Genomic DNA, 16,196 nt, shown 5'->3' with positions numbered 1-16,196 from the left:
GATTACAGGGTTTGGTGTACGAGGTCAGAAACGATTCGGTCCCGGTCGAGGTGGGACGAGACGATGCGGTCGGTGTCGTCGGCGGTGACGCCGCCGTACCAGACGCCATCGGGGTAGACGGCGACCATCGGGCCGTCGCCACACTGCCCGAGACAGGAGGTTCGAGTGACGCGGGCGTCGCAGTCGTCGGTGTTGCGGACGCCCTGTCGCAGCTCCTCGATGACCGCCGCGGCCCCGCTCTCGGCGCAGGTCTGGTTCGTGCAGACGGCGACGTGCTTCTCCGGCGCGTCGTGGACGTGCGGGTCGTCGTCGACCGACTCCCGGTCTGCGTGCTCGGCCTGATGGACGAGCGAGCGCAGCATGGCCCGCGCGCCACCTTGGTCGTCCTCGTAGCCCGTGAGTTCGACCTTGTACTTGCAGGTGTCACAGGACATCTCCACGCTGTCGGAGCGGGCCTCCTGCCAGCGGTCGGCCAACACGTCGACGACCCGGTCGTCGACCCCGAGTGGGTCGCCCGCGCCTGCGGCGACGTAGGGGTACTCGTCGTCGAAGTCGGCCGTCCGGTCGCGGATTCGCTGTGTCAGCGTGCCGTCGCCCAGCATGTACGGCACGACGACCACCGCGTCGGGGCGGTCCTTGGTGACGGTGTGGAGCGTCTCGTCGAGGAGCGGGTCGGTCACGCCGATGAAGGAGGCGTCGACGCGGTGGAACTCCCGGCCCTCGTAGAGGAGGCGCGCCAGTTTGTGCACGTCGGCGTTGGAGTCGGGGTCGCTCGACCCGCGAGCGCAGATGACGACGCTCACGTCGTCAGTGGTGCGGTCGACGCCGAGGTCGGACTCGACGGCGCGCACCCGGTCGTCGAGCAACTCGACGAGCGACGGGTGGACGCCGAGATGTGAGCCGTAGTGGATGGTCAGGTCCGGGTGCTCGGCGCGGGCCGTCTGGACGGCCAGCGGTACGTCGTTTTTGACGTGGGTCGCGCCGAACAGGGACAGCGGGACGACCGTCAGCGTCTGGCAGGCGGGCGCGAGCGTGTCGATGCCCGCCGAAATCGTCGGCTCCGCGAGTTCGAGGAAGGCCGCGTCGACCGGCACGCCGAGTTCGGTTTCGAGGTCCGCGGCGAGCGTTCGCACCTGCTCGTTCGACTTCTCGCGGCGCGACCCGTGGCCGACGAGGAGGACGGCGTCGTCGGCGAGCGGTCGCTCCTCGGTCATGCCTCTGCCGCCTGCTCCAGGCTCCGCAGGAGTTTTCGGCGCCGCGTCGGCGCGAACAGACCGGAGTCCTCGCTCCCGTCGTACACCCACTGCCCGAAGTCGTCGGCCGCGTCGTCGTCGATGCCGAACCAGTAACCGCCGGACGAGGTTTCCTGTATCTCGTCGGTCGGCGCGTCGACCGGGCAGTCCGCCAGCAGTCGCTGGACGGTTTCGAGCAACGCCCGGTCGTCGTGGACGAAGGAGATGCCCACGGTGCCCGACGAGGACTTGAAACAGACCGTCCCGCAGCTCTCCAGAAGGCCGCGGAGAAGCTCGCGGCTCGCGTCGGCGAGGGCATCGAACCGATAGCCGCCGGGGTCGTCGCCGGTCGGGAGGCCGAAGGCGGCGCTGGCGCGCCCGGCCACGTCGCCGCTGACGGTGACGTGATACTCGTCTTCGGTGCGGGTGATGGACGTGTCGTGGGCGTAGGGCCGTTCGGTCTGCTGGTGGTCGACCGCGCCGCCGCCGGCGATGGCGACGAGGCGGTCCGCGCACTCCTCGTCCGGCGCGCGAACCGTGAGTTCGTCCGCCCGCACGTCGCCGTCGCCCGCGACGTGGCCCCAGAAGTAGGCCGTCTCCGGGTGGCTCTCGAGGAGGTCCCCGGGCGCGTCGGCGCTCATTCCGACCCCTCCCGGACGGTGATGGCGTTGGGCGGGCAGGCTCGCGCCGCCAACTCCGCGTCCTCGATGTCGCCGTCGAACGTCGCGACGACGCGGCTCTCCGTCTGGTCCACGTCCACGACGCCGTCGGCCGTCGGGTCGACCGTCGCGAGTCCGGTGTCGTCCTCGACGAATCGCTCGTCGCGCACGAGACAGGCGAAGATGCCGTCGCAGGCCTCGCGGTCGAGTTCGACGCGGTAGGTTTCAGTACTCATACTTTCGCTCGTAGCCGCGGGGGGTGACCATTCGACCGTCCCAGACGTACGTCTCGTCGTTGCCGACCAGGAGCGTCGTCGTCATGTCGATGATGTCGCTCTCGCCGAGGTCGGGGAGGTCGCGCAGTTCGACGATTTCCGTCTCCTCGTCCTCGCGCCCCGCGGCGTGGACGATGCCGACCGGCGTCTCGGGGTCGCGGTGTTCGAGGAGAATCTCACAGCACTTCTGGTAGTTATCGCGGCGCTTGCGACTCCACGGGTTGTAGATGGCGATGGTGAACCCCTCCTTCGCGGTGGCGTGAAGTCGGGACTCGATGGTCGGCATCGGCGTCAGGTGGTCGGAGAGGCTGATGCTGACGGTGTCGTTCACGAGGGGTGCGCCCAAGCGGGCGGCACACGACTGCGCGGCGGGGACGCCCGGCACCACCTCGAAGTCGACGGCGCTCGCCGACCCGCCCTTGGATTCGAGGATTTCGAGCGCGAGGCCGCCGAGCGCGTAGACGTTCGGGTCGCCGCTGCCGATGATGGCCACGTCGTTGCCCGCGAGCGTCCGGTCGATTGCCTCCTCGGTCCGGGACACCTCGCCGCACATGGGCGTCGAGTAGATGTCCTCGGCGCCCTCGACGATGTCGTCCGGCAGGAGGTCGACGTACGTCGTGTAGCCGACGATGTGGTCGACGCCGCGGAGCGACTCCTTCGCGCGGGTGGTCATCTCGGCCGGCTTGCCGGGGCCGAGGCCAACGGCCACGAGGCGGCCGGGGTCGACGTCGAAGTCGTCAGCCGTCGCGGAGACGTTCTCGTCGGTGGCGTCGGATTTCGACCCGCCACAGGACGACTCGGAGGAGTCCGGGGAGGACCCGCCGCACTTCGACTCGGAGGTATCGCTGGTGGTCGACCCGCCGCATTTCGACTCGGACGACTCGCTCGCCGTGGAACCGCCACAGCTCGAACTGTTCGTCTCGGTCGTCGCGCCACACGTCGAATCGGTGTCTGTCTCTTGGCTCATAGTTAGAAGTCGTCGACGTCACGCCCGCCGCGCGGGGTGACGAGGTGCGTTCGGTGGTCGTTGCTCCACGTCTCCGTCTCGTGGGTGCCGACGAGGATGGACGTGCCCATACCGCCCACCTCCTCCTCGTGGGCGTCCGCGTCGCCGAGGGTGGTGACGGTGTACGTCTCGCCGTCGACGTTCCGGCCGGCGTCGGCGCGGCCGGCGTCGTTGAAGATGCCGACCGGCACGTCGTCGGCCCGTTCCTCGCGGATGATGTCGATGGCGCGGCCGTAGTTGCGCCAGCAGTTGTAGAGGACGATGACGAAGTCGCTGACCGCGGCGGCGCGGAGCTTCTCCTCGATTTCGTCCCACCCGCGCCACTTGTCGGACAGCGACACCGTACAGAAGTCGTTCGAGAGGGGCGCGCCCATCATCGCCGCGCCGCCCAGCGCCGCCGTCACGCCGGGGACGATTTCGATGGGCACGTCCGTGACGTCGTCCTCCTCGGCCATCGTGAACACGAGGTCAGACTTGCCGTACACGTTGGGGTCGCCGCCGGAGACGTTCGCCACGTCCTCGCCGTTCCGGACGCGTTCGAACGCCTCGCGGGTGAGTTCGACCTGCTGGCCCATCGACGAGCGAACGATTTCGGGGTCGTCGTCTCCGGCCTCGCCCTCCGGCGGCAGGGTGCCGTCCTCGCGGAGGAACTCCTGATAGAGGTTCGAGGCGATGACACAGTCGGCGTCCGTGATGACCTCGCGGGCACGCTGAGTCATATCCGCGGGCAGACCGGGGCCGATGCCGACGACGTAGAGCGTGCCGTAGTCGTCGCTCATCGTCCCACCGCCACGGTCACGGCGTCGTCGTGTCGTCGCTTCTCCAAGAGGAGTTCGTGGTCACGGCCGGCGGCGATGGCACTCGCCTCGGAGATGCCGGGCCAGCCGATGAGTTCCTTCGACTTCGAGGGAGTGGGTCCCTCGAACTCTTCCAGCGTCTCCTTGTCGAGATACGCCACGCCGACGCCGAACTCTTGGGCCGCGGCCGTGAGGCCGGGTTCGTCTTCCTTCCGCGTCGCTGTCGCGACGAACTCCACGTCGTCGGGCGACTTGTTCACGTCCTCGAGGGCTTCGGTCCACGCCGTCAGGAACTGCTCCTTGTCGGCCCCGGAGACGCTGCCGGTGCCGATGACGACGCCGTCGTCCGCGTTCCGCTTGAGGACGGTCACGTCGTCGTCGGCGAGGACCGCCTTCGGCCCGTCGAGGCGGGCGACGGGGCCGAGTTCCTCGTTGAGGACGGCGAGGTTGGTCTCGACGGTCGAATCCCCGTTGACGACGTGGGTGTCGAGGGCCTTGGCACGACTCTCGACGCCCTGCTTGCCTGCCGCCTCCGACGCCGTCGTCATCGCGGGCACGGCGCCCAGTTTCGAGAGGTCGTAGGCGACCTGATTCGCGCCGTGGTGGCCGCCGGTGAGCGGAATCGCCCACGTGAGCTCCTCGTCGACGACGACCACGGCGGGGTCGTCCCACTTGTCGTCGAGGAGGGGCGCCGTCTTCCGCATGGCGATGCCGCTGGCCATGAGGCCGACGAAGCAGTCGTACTCGCCCCAGTGGTCGGCGAACACCTCGCCGTGGTATTCGAGGATGTCGATGCGGTCGTAGTCGTCAGCGAGGTCATCGCGAATCTCCTCGGCCGTGTCGAGTTTGCGCTCGAAGCTGATTATCGCAATCTCGTCGGCCACCTCGCCGTCGCTGTCCGGTGCGCTACAGTCGTTGTCGGAGTTGTTACTCATCTGTATCCGTCTCGTCTGATTGGTCGTCGTCGCTGTTCGCCCAGTCGCCGTAGAGGTACGAGCGCTCGTAGCCCGCGCCGGTCGCCGCCTCGCCGATGACGACCATCGCCGACGCGCGATAGCCCGCCTCCTCGACCTTCTCGCCGATGGTGTCGATGGTGCCGCGAATCACGTCCTCGTCGGGCCACGAGGCGTGATAGACGACCGCCACGGGCGTCTCGGGGTCGTGACCGTCGTCGAGGAGGCGGTCCATCGTGTCGCTGACGGCGTGGGTTCCCAGGTAGATGCACGTCGTCACGTCGCCGAAACCGACGAAGTCGCTGATGTGGTCTTCCTTCTCGGAGAGGGTCTTGCCCTGCGGCCGGGTGAAGGCCACGTGGTTGGCCACCTCGTTGAGCGTCAACTGCGTGCCGAGCGTCGCACTCGCGGCGAACGCGGAGGTGACGCCGGGGACGAAGTACGTCGGGACGCCGTTGGCTTCGAGGGCGTCCATCTGCTCCAGCGCCGCCCCGTAGATGGCCGGGTCGCCGCTGTGCAGGCGCACGACCGTCCGGTCGTCCTCGTAGGCCTCCGTCATCAGCGGCACGAGTTCTTCGAGGTCCTTGCCGACGCTGTTGACCTGTTCGGCGTCCGCACAGAACGCGTCGAGCAGTTCGCTGTTCACCAGCGACCCCGCGTGGACGACGAGGTCGGCCGCCTCCACCAGCTCCCGGCCGGTGACGGTGAGGAGTCCGGGGTCGCCGGGGCCGGCGCCGATGAAGGGGATGCCCTCGCGCACGTCGCCGGCGGTGTAGTCGTCGCTCACGCCGACCGCTCCGTCTCCGCGTCGAAGTCGGCCGTCGCGAGGTCACGGTCGAGGCCGTGTTTCTCGGCGTACGCGAGCGTGTAGTAGTCGCGTTCGGCCACCTCGGTCGGGTCCGACGTGACGACTGTCTCGCCCTGTTCCATGAAGAGTCGACGCCCGTAGCGAACGTCGTAGCCCGCGGCGGTGAGTTTCTCGTCGGTGGCGACGGCGTCGGTCACCTTGAACAGAATCATCCGCTCCGGGCCGGTCGGGGCCGCGCCGTCGGCCGCCTCGCGGAGCGAGAGGCCGGTCCCGGCCTCGATTTCGACGCCGAGCGCCGTCGCGAAGGCCGTCACGGCGCTCACGCCGGGGACGACTTCCACGTCGACGGCGGGGTGGAAGGTGTCGAGCGTCCGCCGGAGGTGGCCGAACGTCGAGTAGACGTTCGGGTCGCCGAGGGTGACGAAAGCAACGTCGTCCTCGGCCGCGCCGTCGGCGACGGCGCGCCCCGCCTCCCGCCACGCCGCCCGGAGCTTGTCCGGGTCGCGCGTCATCGGGAAATCGAGGTCGCCGAGCTTCGACTCGGGGACGTACTCCCGGACGACCGACCGCGAGAGTCGGCCGGGCGAGTAGACGGTGTCGACGGTTTCGAGGACGCGCTTGCCGCGGACGGTAATCAGGTCGGCCTGACCGGGGCCGAGGCCGACGCCGTAGACGGTCACGCCTCGTCACCTCGCCCGACGATGACGTAGACGGGGTTGTCGGATTTGAAACTCGTCGCGCCCGCGAGTTCGTAGCCGTGACTCACCTGCATCTGAAGCACCTCCGAGAGCAGGTTGCGGTCCCGGAAGGCCTCGATGGCGTCGCCCGCGACTTCGACCCGAGAGACGTTCATCCCGATGCGGTCGACGCCCGTCTCCGCGGCGTGGTCGAGGACGGCTTCGAAGTTCCGACTGCCGCCGATGAACATGGCGTCGGCGTCGTCGGGAAGCCCCGCCGGCGCCTCCGCTTCGCGAAGCGTCACCTCGGCGTCGTACTCGTTGGCGTCGAGGTTCTTTCGCGTCACCTCCAGTCGCTCTGGTTTCCGCTCGACGGCCGTCACGCGACCGGCGCGTTGCGCCGCCTCGATGGTTATCGCACCGGTACAGGAGCCGACATCGACGAAGTGGTCCGACGGTCGTACGTCTAACTTCCCGAGCGTGACCGCCCGAATCTCCGACTTCGTCGGGCCGGCCTTCGCGTCGTGCGGAAGCGCTACCTGGGGCATCACCTCCACCATTTCAGCCCCCGGTAAAAACAATTGTGCTTGCCCTACTAAAAGCAGGCTTTCATTCGGGGGCGTGCGGCGCCGCCGCTCGGCGCGTGGCGATTCGCGGGATTAGACAGGGTCGAAGTCCTGAAGCTCGTCGGCAACGTCGTCCCGGACCGACACCACGTCGCCGACGATGGTGGTCGCCGGCGCGGAAATCGAGGACTGCTCCACCACGTCGACGATGGTGTCGAGGGTGCCCTCAACGACAGTCTGGTCCTCCCACGCCGCCTTCTCGACGAGTGCGACCGGCACGTCGCCGTCGACGCCGTGGGTCCGGAGCGCGGAGACGTTGCGTTCGAGCGTTCGCACGCCCATGAGGACCACGAGCGTCGACCCGTTCGCTATCTCGCTGGCGATGGCGGCCCAGTCGAGCGAACTCTCGGCTTTGTCCGGCGTCTCGTGGCCCGTGATGACCGTGAATCGCGAGGAGAGGTCGCGGTGGGTGAGCGGAATCCCTGCCAGTCCGGGGGCCGCGATGACGCTGGAGACGCCCGGCACGATTTCGAAGGGGACGCCCTGCTCGGCGAGGTGTTGGGCCTCCTCGCCGCCGCGCCCGAAGACGAAGGGGTCGCCGCCCTTCAACCGGACGACGGAATCGCCGTCCTCGGCGTGGCTGACCAGCAGGTCGTTGATTTCGGACTGTGGCGTCTTGTACTCGACGCGCTTGCCGACATCGAACACCTCGGCCGAGGTGGGAATCCGGTCGATGAGCGTGTCGCGCGTGAGGGCGTCGTGCAACACCACGTCGGCCGTCTCGACGAGTCGCCGCGCCCGCACGGTCAACAGCGACGGGTCGCCGGGGCCCGCGCCGACGAGATACACCGTCCCGCCCGCGGCCCGGGACGACTCGGGGACCGTCGTCTGTTCGTCGAACGGCGGGAGCGAGTCGGCACCGGACTGCTCCTCGCGTTCCCCGCCCGAATCGGCTGCCGGCGACGAGTCTCCCGACTGCGCCGACTCGCGAGCGGTGTCGTCGTCCATCGCTACGTAAGCGTTATTTGCAGTAACTTCAATCCACTTGTGTTCGGACAGGGGTGTCAGCGCGCCGAGAGTCAAAGTGCGCTTGCATTATCGCAAGCGGTATTGTTTTGATGGGCGAGGTAATCGGCTCTCACACGGAGTGATTTCGACTTGCACATCATGGAAGGGTTCCTGCCGCCAGTCTGGGCGATTCTCTGGACGGTCGTCGCCCTCCCGTTCGTCGCGTACGGCGCGCGCCGGACGCTGTCGACGATTCGGACGGACACCCGGACGAAGGCGCTCGTCGCCGTCGCCGCGGCGTTCGTCTTCGTCCTCTCGGCGCTCAAACTCCCCTCCGTCGCCGGGAGCTCGTCGCACCCGACCGGCACCGGCGTCCTGGTCGTCCTCTTTGGCCCGGCGATTACCGCCTTCGTCTCCACCATCGTCCTCCTGTATCAGTCCGTCCTCCTCGCGCACGGGGGGCTGACGACCCTCGGCGCGAACGTCACATCGATGGGGGTCGTCGGCCCGTTCGTCGGGTGGATGGCGTACCGACTCGTTCGGTCACGGCTCACGCTCCAGCAGTCGACGTTCGTCGCCGCCGTCGTCACCGACTGGGCGACGTATCTGACGACATCCGTCCAACTCGGCGCGGCCTTCCCCGCGGGCGAGGGCGTGAGCGGCGCCCTCGCTTCGACGCTCGATTTCGCCGCCGTCTTCGCGCTCACGCAGCTCCCAATTGGGATTCTCGAAGGCTTCCTCGCCGCGGCGATGGTGGGCTACCTCCTCCGCATCGACACCATCAGCGACCGCCGACTGGGGGTCCCGTCGTGAAGCGATTTCTGCTCGTCGGCGTCGTCGTCGCCCTCGGCATCCTCGTCGTGACGACCGTCGGCGGCGGGACCGGAACGGACCAGCAAGCCGTCGCCCTCGCCACCGAGCAAGCACCGGGCTACGAGCAGTGGGTGTCGCCGGTGTGGTCGCCGGGGACGACCGGCGAAAGCGCCCTGTTCGCCCTGCAAGGGGGTGTCGGGGCGACGGCGCTCAGCTACTATCTCGACCGCCTCCGAACGAGCGATGCATCGGACGCTTGAGGACGTGCAGGTGGACGCGACGCCCGCCGTCGAGGGGCCCCTCCGGGTCTACGTCGTCCTCGCCGCCCTGGTGCTCACCGCGACGACGACCCGGACGGCGGTGTACGTCGCCGCCTTCGCGACCTTCGCCCTCCTGTCGGTACACGCCGTCGGGCGCGCGTACGTCGCCTTCCTCGGCTACCCGCTCTCCTTTCTGGTCCCGAGTCTCCTCCTCGTCGCCCTCGTCACGCCCGGCGACCCGGTGGTCGAACTCTGGATTCTCGCTCTCTCCGACCGCGGCCTCGACCTCGCGGCGACGACGGGACTGCGAGCGATGGCCTCGCTCTCCGTACTGTCCTTTCTGGCGCTGACGACGACGGTCCCGCAGCTCGTCGCCGCCCTCGACGACCTTCACCTCCCGGACCCCGTTGTGGAACTCCTCCTCTTGGTCTATCGCGGCATCCAAGTGCTCGTCGGGCAAGCGACTCGCCGCCACACCGCGGCGCGACTGCGCGGTGGCTTCGACTCCCGGCGTAACCTCTTTCGGACGACGAAACTCGTCGCTGCCTCGCTGCTCGTGAGTTCGGTCGACAGGGCGGAGGCCTTCGAGACGGCGATGAACGCCCGAAACTACGCGGGCCGGATGCCCGTCCCCGACTACGAGAGCGGCGGCTACGCCGTCGCCGGCGTCGCCCTTTCCGTGCTGGTCGCCGCGAGGTGGGTGGTGTGATAGAGACCGTCGACCTCCACTTCGGCTACGGCGACCAGTCCGTGCTCCGCGGCGTGGACTTCACCGCGCAGTCGGCGGCGGTGACCGTGCTCCTCGGCCGCAACGGCGCCGGGAAGTCGAGCCTGCTCAAGCAGTTCAATGGCCTGCTGGAACCCGACCGCGGCCACGTCGAAATCGGCGGTGAGCGCCTCGAATACGACAGCGACTCGCTGAAAGCCGTCCGCCGTCGTGTCGGGTTCGTCTTCCAGCAACCGGAGGACCAACTCGTCGCGCCGACCGTCGAACAGGACGTTGCCTTCGGCCCGCACAACATGGAGGGCGGCGAGGCAGAATCGGTGAGTCGAACCCTCGAACGGGTCGGACTGGCGGGGTACGAGGACAGGCTCTGTAGCCGCCTGAGCAACGGCGAGCGAAAACGGGTCGCGCTCGCGGGCGTCCTCGCGATGAACCCCGATTACGTCGTCCTCGACGAACCGACGGCCGGCCTCGACGGCGAGGGGACGCGCGCGCTCGTCGACCTGATTCGCGGCCTGACCGACGAGGGCATCACGTTCGTCGTCTCGACGCATTACCCGGGCTTCGCCTCGGCCGTCGGCGACGCGTTCACCGTCCTCGACGACGGCGAAATCGCGTATCGCGGAGCGACGCTGGAGGGCATCGACGCGGAGCGATACGGACTCCGGCGGTTCGGCGTCTAACTATGAAATTCGTTCTCACCATCGGCACCACCGAAACGGCACGCATCGACGGCATCAGCGCCGCGGGCGCGACGCCCGAACTGATGGCGCACACACCCAGCGCCGACGCCGAAATCCTCGCCTACGGCCGGCCGACCAACGCGCCGGTCGTCCCCGTGAGTCCTTCCGGATGCCCGACGCCGGCAGTCGTGACCCGCGCCGCGCGCGAACTCCTCGGGTTCGAGAGCGTCGTCGTCGACGCCGGGACGGCGAGCGACACGACGGCGCCGACGGTCACGCTCCCCGGCGCCCCGGGCGCCGACATCCGAACGCCGGAGGCGGTGCCCGACGCCGAGGCGACGTTCGACGCTGCCCGCGCGTTCGGCGCCTCGCTCCCCGACGACGAACTCGTCCTCGCCGAGACAATTCCCGGCGGGACGACGACGGCAAAGGGCGTCCTGACGGCGCTCGGCGAGGAAACTGGTGTCTCGTCGTCGCTCCCGGAGAACCCCACGACGCTCAAGCGCCGCGTCGTGGGCGAGGCCCTCGAAGCCAGCGACCTCTCGCCCGGCGCGGCCGCGGGCGCTCCGCTCGACGCCGTGCGCGCCGTCGGCGACCCCGTCCTCGCGGCGGTGTCCGGACTGGCCGTCGGCGCACTGGAGTCCGGTACGGCGGTCACGCTCGGGGGCGGTACTCAGATGAGCGCCGTCGCGGCGCTCGTTCGTCACTTCGGCCTGACCGACTCCCTGACGCAGGCGACGACGTCGTTCATCGCCGCCGACGACGCCGCCGACGTTCGTAGCCTCGCGGACGCGCTGGACGTGGACCTCCGTGTGACAGCGCCCGGATTCGAGGGCGTCGACCATCCCGCGACGAACGCCTACGTCCGCGGCGAAGCGAAGGAGGGCGTGGGGATGGGCGGGGCGCTGGCACTCGTCGCGGGCAGCGAGACGGCGGCGGACGTGGCCGCCCTGCGTGACCGCGTCCGCGACGTCTACGACCGGTTGCTGGCGAACGCTCCGGAGACGCATCCGGCGGTGGACGGCGAGCGCGTCGACTGACCTACCGTTCGAGGCGCGCGACTGGCTCTCCGTCTCGGTCGTCGGTGGCGACCAGTCCGTCCGCCTCCAAGTCATCGAGGAGGCCACAAAGCCACTCACGGCCGTAGTCGCCGTCGGGTGCGTAGTCGACGCGGATGCGGTGGCCGAGCGCATCCAGTTCCATCTCCTCGTGTTCGCCGAGGAGGCGGATAATACGCCCCCGAAACTGCCGGCGACTCCCCTCGAAGCTCGGCTGTGTCGGCACGTCGGGCGCGGTGAAATCGCCGGTCTGGTAGGCGTCGCACCACTCGCGCCACGGACACCCGGCCTCGTCACAGCGCGGGTTCTTCTGACAGGCGACGCCGCCGAGTTCCATGATGGCGTTGTTCCAGACGCGGGACTCGCCGGGTGGCATGAGGTCGCTCGCGACGCGTTCGAAGGCGGCGTCGTCGTCGGGCACGTCGAAGGCGCGGTGGAGGACGCGCTTGACGTTGGTGTCGACGACGGCGTCGCCGTTGTTGAAGGCGAAGCTCGCGACGGCGTTGGCGGTGTAGGGACCGACGCCCATCAGCTCCGAGAGTTCGGCGGGCGTCTGCGGGAACTCGCCGCCGAAGTCGTCGACGACCTGTCCGGCGGCCTCGTGGAGGTAGCGCGCGCGGTTGTTGTAGCCGAGTCGCTGGTCGGACCAGAAGGCGACCACCTCGCTCCGGTCGGCGTCGGCGAGGGCGTCGACGGTTGGCCAGCGGTCGAGGAAGGCGTCCCACGCCTCGACAACGCGGTCAAGTTGCGTCTGCTGGCTCATCACCTCCGAGACGAGAATCTCGTAGGCGTCGTCGGTCCGGCGCCACGGGTAGTCGCGGTGGTCGTCCTCGTACCACTCGACGAGCGCCGCGCGGACGGCGTCGGTGTCGCCGTCGAGGGCGCCCTCAATCTCGGTCATCGACCATCGGTACGGTCGAGACGGATTAAGGCGTGGGGTTCGACCGCGGAGTCGAAAGGGGTTTTCGGCGGCCGAGCGTTTGCCCGGCCATGAGTCTCGACGACCTGAATGCGGACGTGAAAGATGCGTACAGCGCCCTGGGCGACGAGTTGCTCGTGGACCTGGACCGCGAGACGCGAAACGAACTCGCGATGCTGTCGGCGGCGTTCGACACGGACGACGAGTCGGAACTCGTCCGGCGGGCGGTCCACGCCCTCTACCGGTCAACCGTCGACACCGGCGACCTGGATTTCCACCTCCGGCAGGGGTACGACGTGACCTACGACGAGTATCTCTCGGGGATGACCTACGAGGAGATGACGGGGGCGGACCAGTACCCCCAGCGCGACGACGAACGCCGCTACCAGATGTAGCAGGGTAGCGGACGGTTTTTGTGCCGTGCCCGCCCGGATTGGGTATGGACACCGCGGAAGTCGAGCGACTGATCGAAGACGGAATCGAAGACGCCGAGGCGACGGTCACCAAGCCGCGCGTCCCGGACGAGGACCACGAGGACGCCCACTTCGCCGCCGTCGTCGTCTCGCCGGCGTTCGAGGGACTCTCGCTGGTCGACCAACACGAACTCGTCTACGACGCGCTGGAGGGTCACATGACGACTGACATCCACGCGATGGAGATGCAGACCTACACGCCGGAGGCGTACGAGAAGCACGGCCCGGACGCGTAAGCGGTAGTTTTTACGACGCGGCTGTCGTTCGCTCGCGCATGAGCGACGACTCCGACTTCCGCGTCGAGCGAGACAGTCTCGGTGAGATAGCGGTGCCCGCCGACGCCTACTGGGGCGCCCAGACCCAGCGCGCAGTCGAGAACTTCCCGATTAGCGACGCGACGTTCGGACGGCGGTTCGTCCGCGCCCTCGGCATCGTCAAGAAGTCGGCGGCGCGCGCCAACCGCGACCTCGACCTCGTCGACGAGGACGTGGCGGACGCCATCGTCGACGCGGCGGACGAGGTCATCGCGGGCGACCACGACGACCAGTTCCCAGTCGACATCTTCCAGACGGGGTCGGGCACCTCCTCGAACATGAACGCCAACGAGGTCATCGCCAACCGCGCGGCGGAACTGATGGGTAGCGAGGTGGGCGACCGGGTGGTCCATCCCAACGACCACGTCAACTTCGGGCAGTCCTCGAACGACGTCATCCCCACGGCGATGCACGTCGCGTCGCTGGAGGCGGTGGAGTACGACCTCGTGCCCGCCCTCGAAACCCTCGCCGACGAACTCGACGCGAAGGCGGCGGCGTTCGACGGCGTCGTCAAGACGGGGCGCACCCACCTCCAAGACGCCACGCCCGTCCGTCTCGATCAGGAGTTCGGCGGCTACCGCACGCAGGTAGAGAAGGGCATCGAGCGCTGTGAGTCGGTCGCCCCCCGCCTCGCCGAACTCGCCCTCGGAGGGACGGCGACAGGGACGGGACTGAACACCCACCCCGAGTTCCCCGAACGCGCCGCGGAGTACATCGCCGACGAGACTGGCCTCCCGTTCCGCGAGGCCGACGACCACTTCGAGGCACAGGCGGCCCACGACGCCATGAGCGAGGCCCACGGCGCCCTCCGGACCGTCGCGGGGTCGCTGAACAAGATTGCGAACGACCTCCGCTTGCTCGCCTCGGGACCGCGAAACGGGTTGGGCGAAATCGAGCAACCCGAGAACCAGCCGGGGTCGTCGATTATGCCCGGGAAAATCAACCCCGTCGTCGCCGAGGCGGTGAATCAGGTCCACACGCAGGTCGTCGGCAACGACGCTGCCGTCTCCGCGGGCGCCGCAGGCGGGCAACTCGACCTCAATCTCTACAAGCCCGTCGTCGCCCACAACTTCCTCCAGTCGGCCGACCTCCTCGCCAACGCCTCGGAGACGTTCGCCGAGAAGTTCGTGGCGAAGTTGGAGGCCAACGAGGCACACTGTGCCGACGCCGTCGAGCGCTCGATGGCGCTCGCGACAGCGCTCAACCCCGCCATCGGCTACGACAAGGCCTCCGAAGTCGCCAAGGCGGCGCTGAAGACCGGCAAGACCGTCCGCGAGGTGGCCGTCGAGAAGGGGTACCTGACCGAATCCGAGGCCGACGACGTCCTCGACCCAGAGCGGATGACCCACCGCGGGATTCTGAGCGCGGACGACGACTGAGACGCTATCGCCGCCCCACCCCGACCCAGAGCGCCGCGAGTGCCGCGAGGAGGGCGACGGCACCGAATCCGGGCGCCGACCCGCTGGTTCCCGTTTCCGGCGTCTCAGTAGCCATCTCAGTCGATTCGGGCGTGTCAGTTCCGTCGGCCGCCGTCGTTCGCTCCGCGGCGAGTCGCTCCTCTGCGGCCCCCTCGACGAACGGGTGTCGTCCGGCGTCGAGTTCGGCGCCGCTCGCCATCCCGTCGCCGTCGGGGTCGAGCGACGGTTCGGCGACGTAATACTGAGGGTCGGTCGGCAACGGCGGCAGGGCGTCGGTCGTCGCGTACCGGTCCAGCCACGTGCCTATCGACTCCTCGCCGGTGACTTCGATGACCGCCGCGCGGAAGGTCTGGTAGTCCTGGAACGGCTCCGACCGTCCCGCGAACACGTCGCGCAGCGACTTCTCGCCGTCGGTGCGCCGCTGGATTTCGGCGTCGAGCGCGGCGAGGACGTGCGCGCCCTTCTCGTAGTGAGCGGTCGTCCCCTGCCACGTCTCGCCGTCGGTGAGCACGACCGAGCGCCGGTCGGGGGCGTACTGCTGTGCGCGGAGGCCCTCAAGGAACGAGTCGTAGTCACCGACGCCGTCGTTGAAGGCGAACACGCGGCCGTAATACTCCGCGACGGCCTCGGTCAGCCACGCCGCGTCGGAGCGACCGGCGGTGCTCAGTCGCGTGTGGACGTACTCGTGTGCGAACACCGAGCCCGTCGAATCGAGGCGGACGCCCGCGCTCCCGACCCAGAACGCGGTGTCGACGGTGGCGGCCTGAACGGGCGCCTCCTCCAACCCGCTCAACGGGAGGACGAACACGGTGATGGAGTCGCGTTGCACCCCGAGGTCGAAGTGCTCGTTCGCGGTCCGCAGGAACTCGATGGCTCGCTGCGGGTCGGCGTCCTGGTCACCGAGAATGAACGTCGCTCGCTCGTCGGCGACGGTGACGTTCCGTCGCTCGTGCGGGCCGACGTAGGCGAGGTGACTCCGGGCGAAGCCCTCCTCGCCCTCGGCGACCGTGAGCGACGACGTCTGGAGCGGGCGGGCGTCGGTCCGCACCTGCACCCGCGTGTTCGGTTCGGAGACGAAGGCCCAGTCGTCGCGCTCCATCCCGCGGACGCCGCTGGCCATCGAGTCACCGACCGCCATCCGAATCGAAATGGTCGGCGACTCCGTCTCGGTGTCCCAGAGGAAGCGGCCGCGCTCGGTCCGCTCGAAGCCCTCCATCCCCTCGACGGTGATGCCGTCGAGCGAGAGCACCGGGACGGCGACGCGAAGCCCCGAGACCGACGACGGAACGTCGTACTCGAAGGTGAGCGTCACGCTCCCGGGTTCGTCGTTGCGCGAGACGATGCCGCGCTGGTGGAGGACGGCCTGCTCGCTCGGTGTCGGCGTCGCCTCGCCGCCGTGGTTGGCGACGGTGGTCCACGGGTCGGTCGCGTCAGTCTCGGCCGTCGCGACGGCGGGCGCGACGCTGGCGACGAGCAGTAATCCGACGACCAACGCCCCCAGCGCGCGACTCCGACGGGAAGTCATAGCCCGCCTTGGGAGCGGTGCACAAAGT

At 68.8% G+C, this 16,196-nt stretch carries 20 protein-coding genes; 8 read left to right on the top strand and 12 right to left on the bottom strand.

Annotated elements, in window-relative coordinates; translation table 11 throughout:
* Positions 1-2: 2 nt before the first annotated feature.
* The 10 genes from BLU18_RS09310 to cobA form a co-directional block, all read right to left on the bottom strand.
* Positions 3-1,214, bottom strand: coding sequence for a CbiX/SirB N-terminal domain-containing protein (locus BLU18_RS09310; RefSeq protein ID WP_092634291.1), 1,212 nt, complete (start codon positions 1,212-1,214; stop codon positions 3-5).
* The gene (locus tag BLU18_RS09305) at positions 1,211-1,873 is read right to left on the bottom strand and encodes an LAGLIDADG family homing endonuclease (protein WP_092634289.1); all 663 of its coding nucleotides are present in this window, start codon (positions 1,871-1,873) and stop codon (positions 1,211-1,213) included. Before BLU18_RS09305 ends, BLU18_RS09310 begins: the two co-directional genes overlap by 4 nt.
* Positions 1,870-2,127 carry a ferredoxin gene (locus BLU18_RS09300; protein WP_092634287.1) on the bottom strand — a complete coding sequence of 86 codons (258 nt, stop codon included), beginning with the start codon at positions 2,125-2,127 and terminating at the stop codon, positions 1,870-1,872. The genes BLU18_RS09305 and BLU18_RS09300 overlap by 4 nt, the downstream gene beginning before the upstream one ends.
* Positions 2,117-3,133 (bottom strand): precorrin-3B C(17)-methyltransferase, encoded by a 1,017-nt coding sequence (gene cobJ, locus BLU18_RS09295; RefSeq protein WP_092634285.1) that lies wholly within the window; start codon positions 3,131-3,133, stop codon positions 2,117-2,119. The genes BLU18_RS09300 and cobJ overlap by 11 nt, the downstream gene beginning before the upstream one ends.
* 2 nt (positions 3,134-3,135) lie before the next feature.
* Positions 3,136-3,951, bottom strand: coding sequence for a precorrin-3B C(17)-methyltransferase (locus tag BLU18_RS09290; protein ID WP_092634283.1), 816 nt, complete (start codon positions 3,949-3,951; stop codon positions 3,136-3,138).
* Positions 3,948-4,904: a cobalt-precorrin 5A hydrolase gene (gene cbiG, locus BLU18_RS09285; protein WP_092634281.1), complete on the bottom strand. Its 957-nt coding sequence runs from the start codon at positions 4,902-4,904 to the stop codon at positions 3,948-3,950. The genes BLU18_RS09290 and cbiG overlap by 4 nt, the downstream gene beginning before the upstream one ends.
* Positions 4,897-5,709, bottom strand: coding sequence for a cobalt-precorrin-4/precorrin-4 C(11)-methyltransferase (locus BLU18_RS09280; RefSeq protein WP_092634279.1), 813 nt, complete (start codon positions 5,707-5,709; stop codon positions 4,897-4,899). The genes cbiG and BLU18_RS09280 overlap by 8 nt, the downstream gene beginning before the upstream one ends.
* Positions 5,706-6,410 (bottom strand): cobalt-factor II C(20)-methyltransferase, encoded by a 705-nt coding sequence (locus BLU18_RS09275; protein ID WP_092634277.1) that lies wholly within the window; start codon positions 6,408-6,410, stop codon positions 5,706-5,708. Before BLU18_RS09275 ends, BLU18_RS09280 begins: the two co-directional genes overlap by 4 nt.
* Positions 6,407-6,955, bottom strand: coding sequence for a precorrin-6Y C5,15-methyltransferase (decarboxylating) subunit CbiT (gene cbiT, locus BLU18_RS09270; protein ID WP_092634275.1), 549 nt, complete (start codon positions 6,953-6,955; stop codon positions 6,407-6,409). The genes BLU18_RS09275 and cbiT overlap by 4 nt, the downstream gene beginning before the upstream one ends.
* A gap of 111 nt (positions 6,956-7,066) precedes the next feature.
* A complete protein-coding gene (gene cobA / locus BLU18_RS09265) occupies positions 7,067-7,981 on the bottom strand; it encodes a uroporphyrinogen-III C-methyltransferase (protein ID WP_092634273.1) in 915 nt (304 codons plus the stop codon).
* 150 nt (positions 7,982-8,131) lie between these two features.
* Between cobA and BLU18_RS09260 the strand changes: the two genes are divergently transcribed.
* From BLU18_RS09260 to cobT, 5 genes are read left to right on the top strand one after another with little or no spacing between them, the layout of a single operon-like run.
* Positions 8,132-8,794: an energy-coupling factor ABC transporter permease gene (locus BLU18_RS09260; RefSeq protein ID WP_092634271.1), complete on the top strand. Its 663-nt coding sequence runs from the start codon at positions 8,132-8,134 to the stop codon at positions 8,792-8,794.
* Positions 8,791-9,054 carry an energy-coupling factor ABC transporter substrate-binding protein gene (locus BLU18_RS09255; protein WP_092634269.1) on the top strand — a complete coding sequence of 88 codons (264 nt, stop codon included), beginning with the start codon at positions 8,791-8,793 and terminating at the stop codon, positions 9,052-9,054. The genes BLU18_RS09260 and BLU18_RS09255 overlap by 4 nt, the downstream gene beginning before the upstream one ends.
* Positions 9,038-9,763 carry a cobalt ECF transporter T component CbiQ gene (cbiQ, locus tag BLU18_RS09250; RefSeq protein ID WP_092634267.1) on the top strand — a complete coding sequence of 242 codons (726 nt, stop codon included), beginning with the start codon at positions 9,038-9,040 and terminating at the stop codon, positions 9,761-9,763. The genes BLU18_RS09255 and cbiQ overlap by 17 nt, the downstream gene beginning before the upstream one ends.
* Entirely contained in the window at positions 9,760-10,461 is a 702-nt protein-coding gene (locus BLU18_RS09245; protein ID WP_092634265.1) for an energy-coupling factor ABC transporter ATP-binding protein, read from the top strand. Before cbiQ ends, BLU18_RS09245 begins: the two co-directional genes overlap by 4 nt.
* Positions 10,462-10,463: 2 nt before the next feature.
* Complete coding sequence (cobT, locus tag BLU18_RS09240) at positions 10,464-11,501, top strand: nicotinate mononucleotide-dependent phosphoribosyltransferase CobT (protein ID WP_092634263.1); 1,038 nt, start codon at positions 10,464-10,466, stop codon at positions 11,499-11,501.
* A 1-nt stretch (position 11,502) separates the two neighbouring features.
* Here the strand turns inward: cobT and BLU18_RS09235 are convergent, their stop codons facing one another.
* Positions 11,503-12,420 carry an HhH-GPD family protein gene (locus tag BLU18_RS09235; RefSeq protein WP_092634261.1) on the bottom strand — a complete coding sequence of 306 codons (918 nt, stop codon included), beginning with the start codon at positions 12,418-12,420 and terminating at the stop codon, positions 11,503-11,505.
* An 89-nt stretch (positions 12,421-12,509) separates the two neighbouring features.
* On the opposite strand from BLU18_RS09235, the gene BLU18_RS09230 reads away from it, so the two are divergent.
* Genes BLU18_RS09230 through BLU18_RS09220 form a run of 3 tightly spaced genes read left to right on the top strand, consistent with a single transcriptional unit; the run spans position 12,510 to position 14,604 of the window.
* Positions 12,510-12,833: a ribbon-helix-helix protein gene (locus tag BLU18_RS09230; RefSeq protein WP_092634259.1), complete on the top strand. Its 324-nt coding sequence runs from the start codon at positions 12,510-12,512 to the stop codon at positions 12,831-12,833.
* Positions 12,834-12,877: 44 nt separating this feature from the next.
* The gene (locus BLU18_RS09225) at positions 12,878-13,147 is read left to right on the top strand and encodes a BolA family protein (protein ID WP_092634257.1); all 270 of its coding nucleotides are present in this window, start codon (positions 12,878-12,880) and stop codon (positions 13,145-13,147) included.
* A gap of 38 nt (positions 13,148-13,185) precedes the next feature.
* Positions 13,186-14,604, top strand: a complete 1,419-nt coding sequence (locus BLU18_RS09220) for a class II fumarate hydratase (protein ID WP_092634255.1) — start codon at positions 13,186-13,188, stop codon at positions 14,602-14,604.
* 4 nt (positions 14,605-14,608) lie between these two features.
* Here the strand turns inward: BLU18_RS09220 and BLU18_RS09215 are convergent, their stop codons facing one another.
* A complete protein-coding gene (locus BLU18_RS09215; protein WP_092634253.1) occupies positions 14,609-16,168 on the bottom strand; it encodes a M61 metallopeptidase family protein in 1,560 nt (519 codons plus the stop codon).
* Positions 16,169-16,196 lie beyond the last annotated feature (28 nt).

Source organism: Haloplanus vescus (assembly GCF_900107665.1).
GTDB classification, from domain to species: domain Archaea; phylum Halobacteriota; class Halobacteria; order Halobacteriales; family Haloferacaceae; genus Haloplanus; species Haloplanus vescus.
The sequence above is the reverse complement of the archived record's forward strand: the minus strand, read 5'-3'. Positions and strand labels throughout refer to the sequence as shown.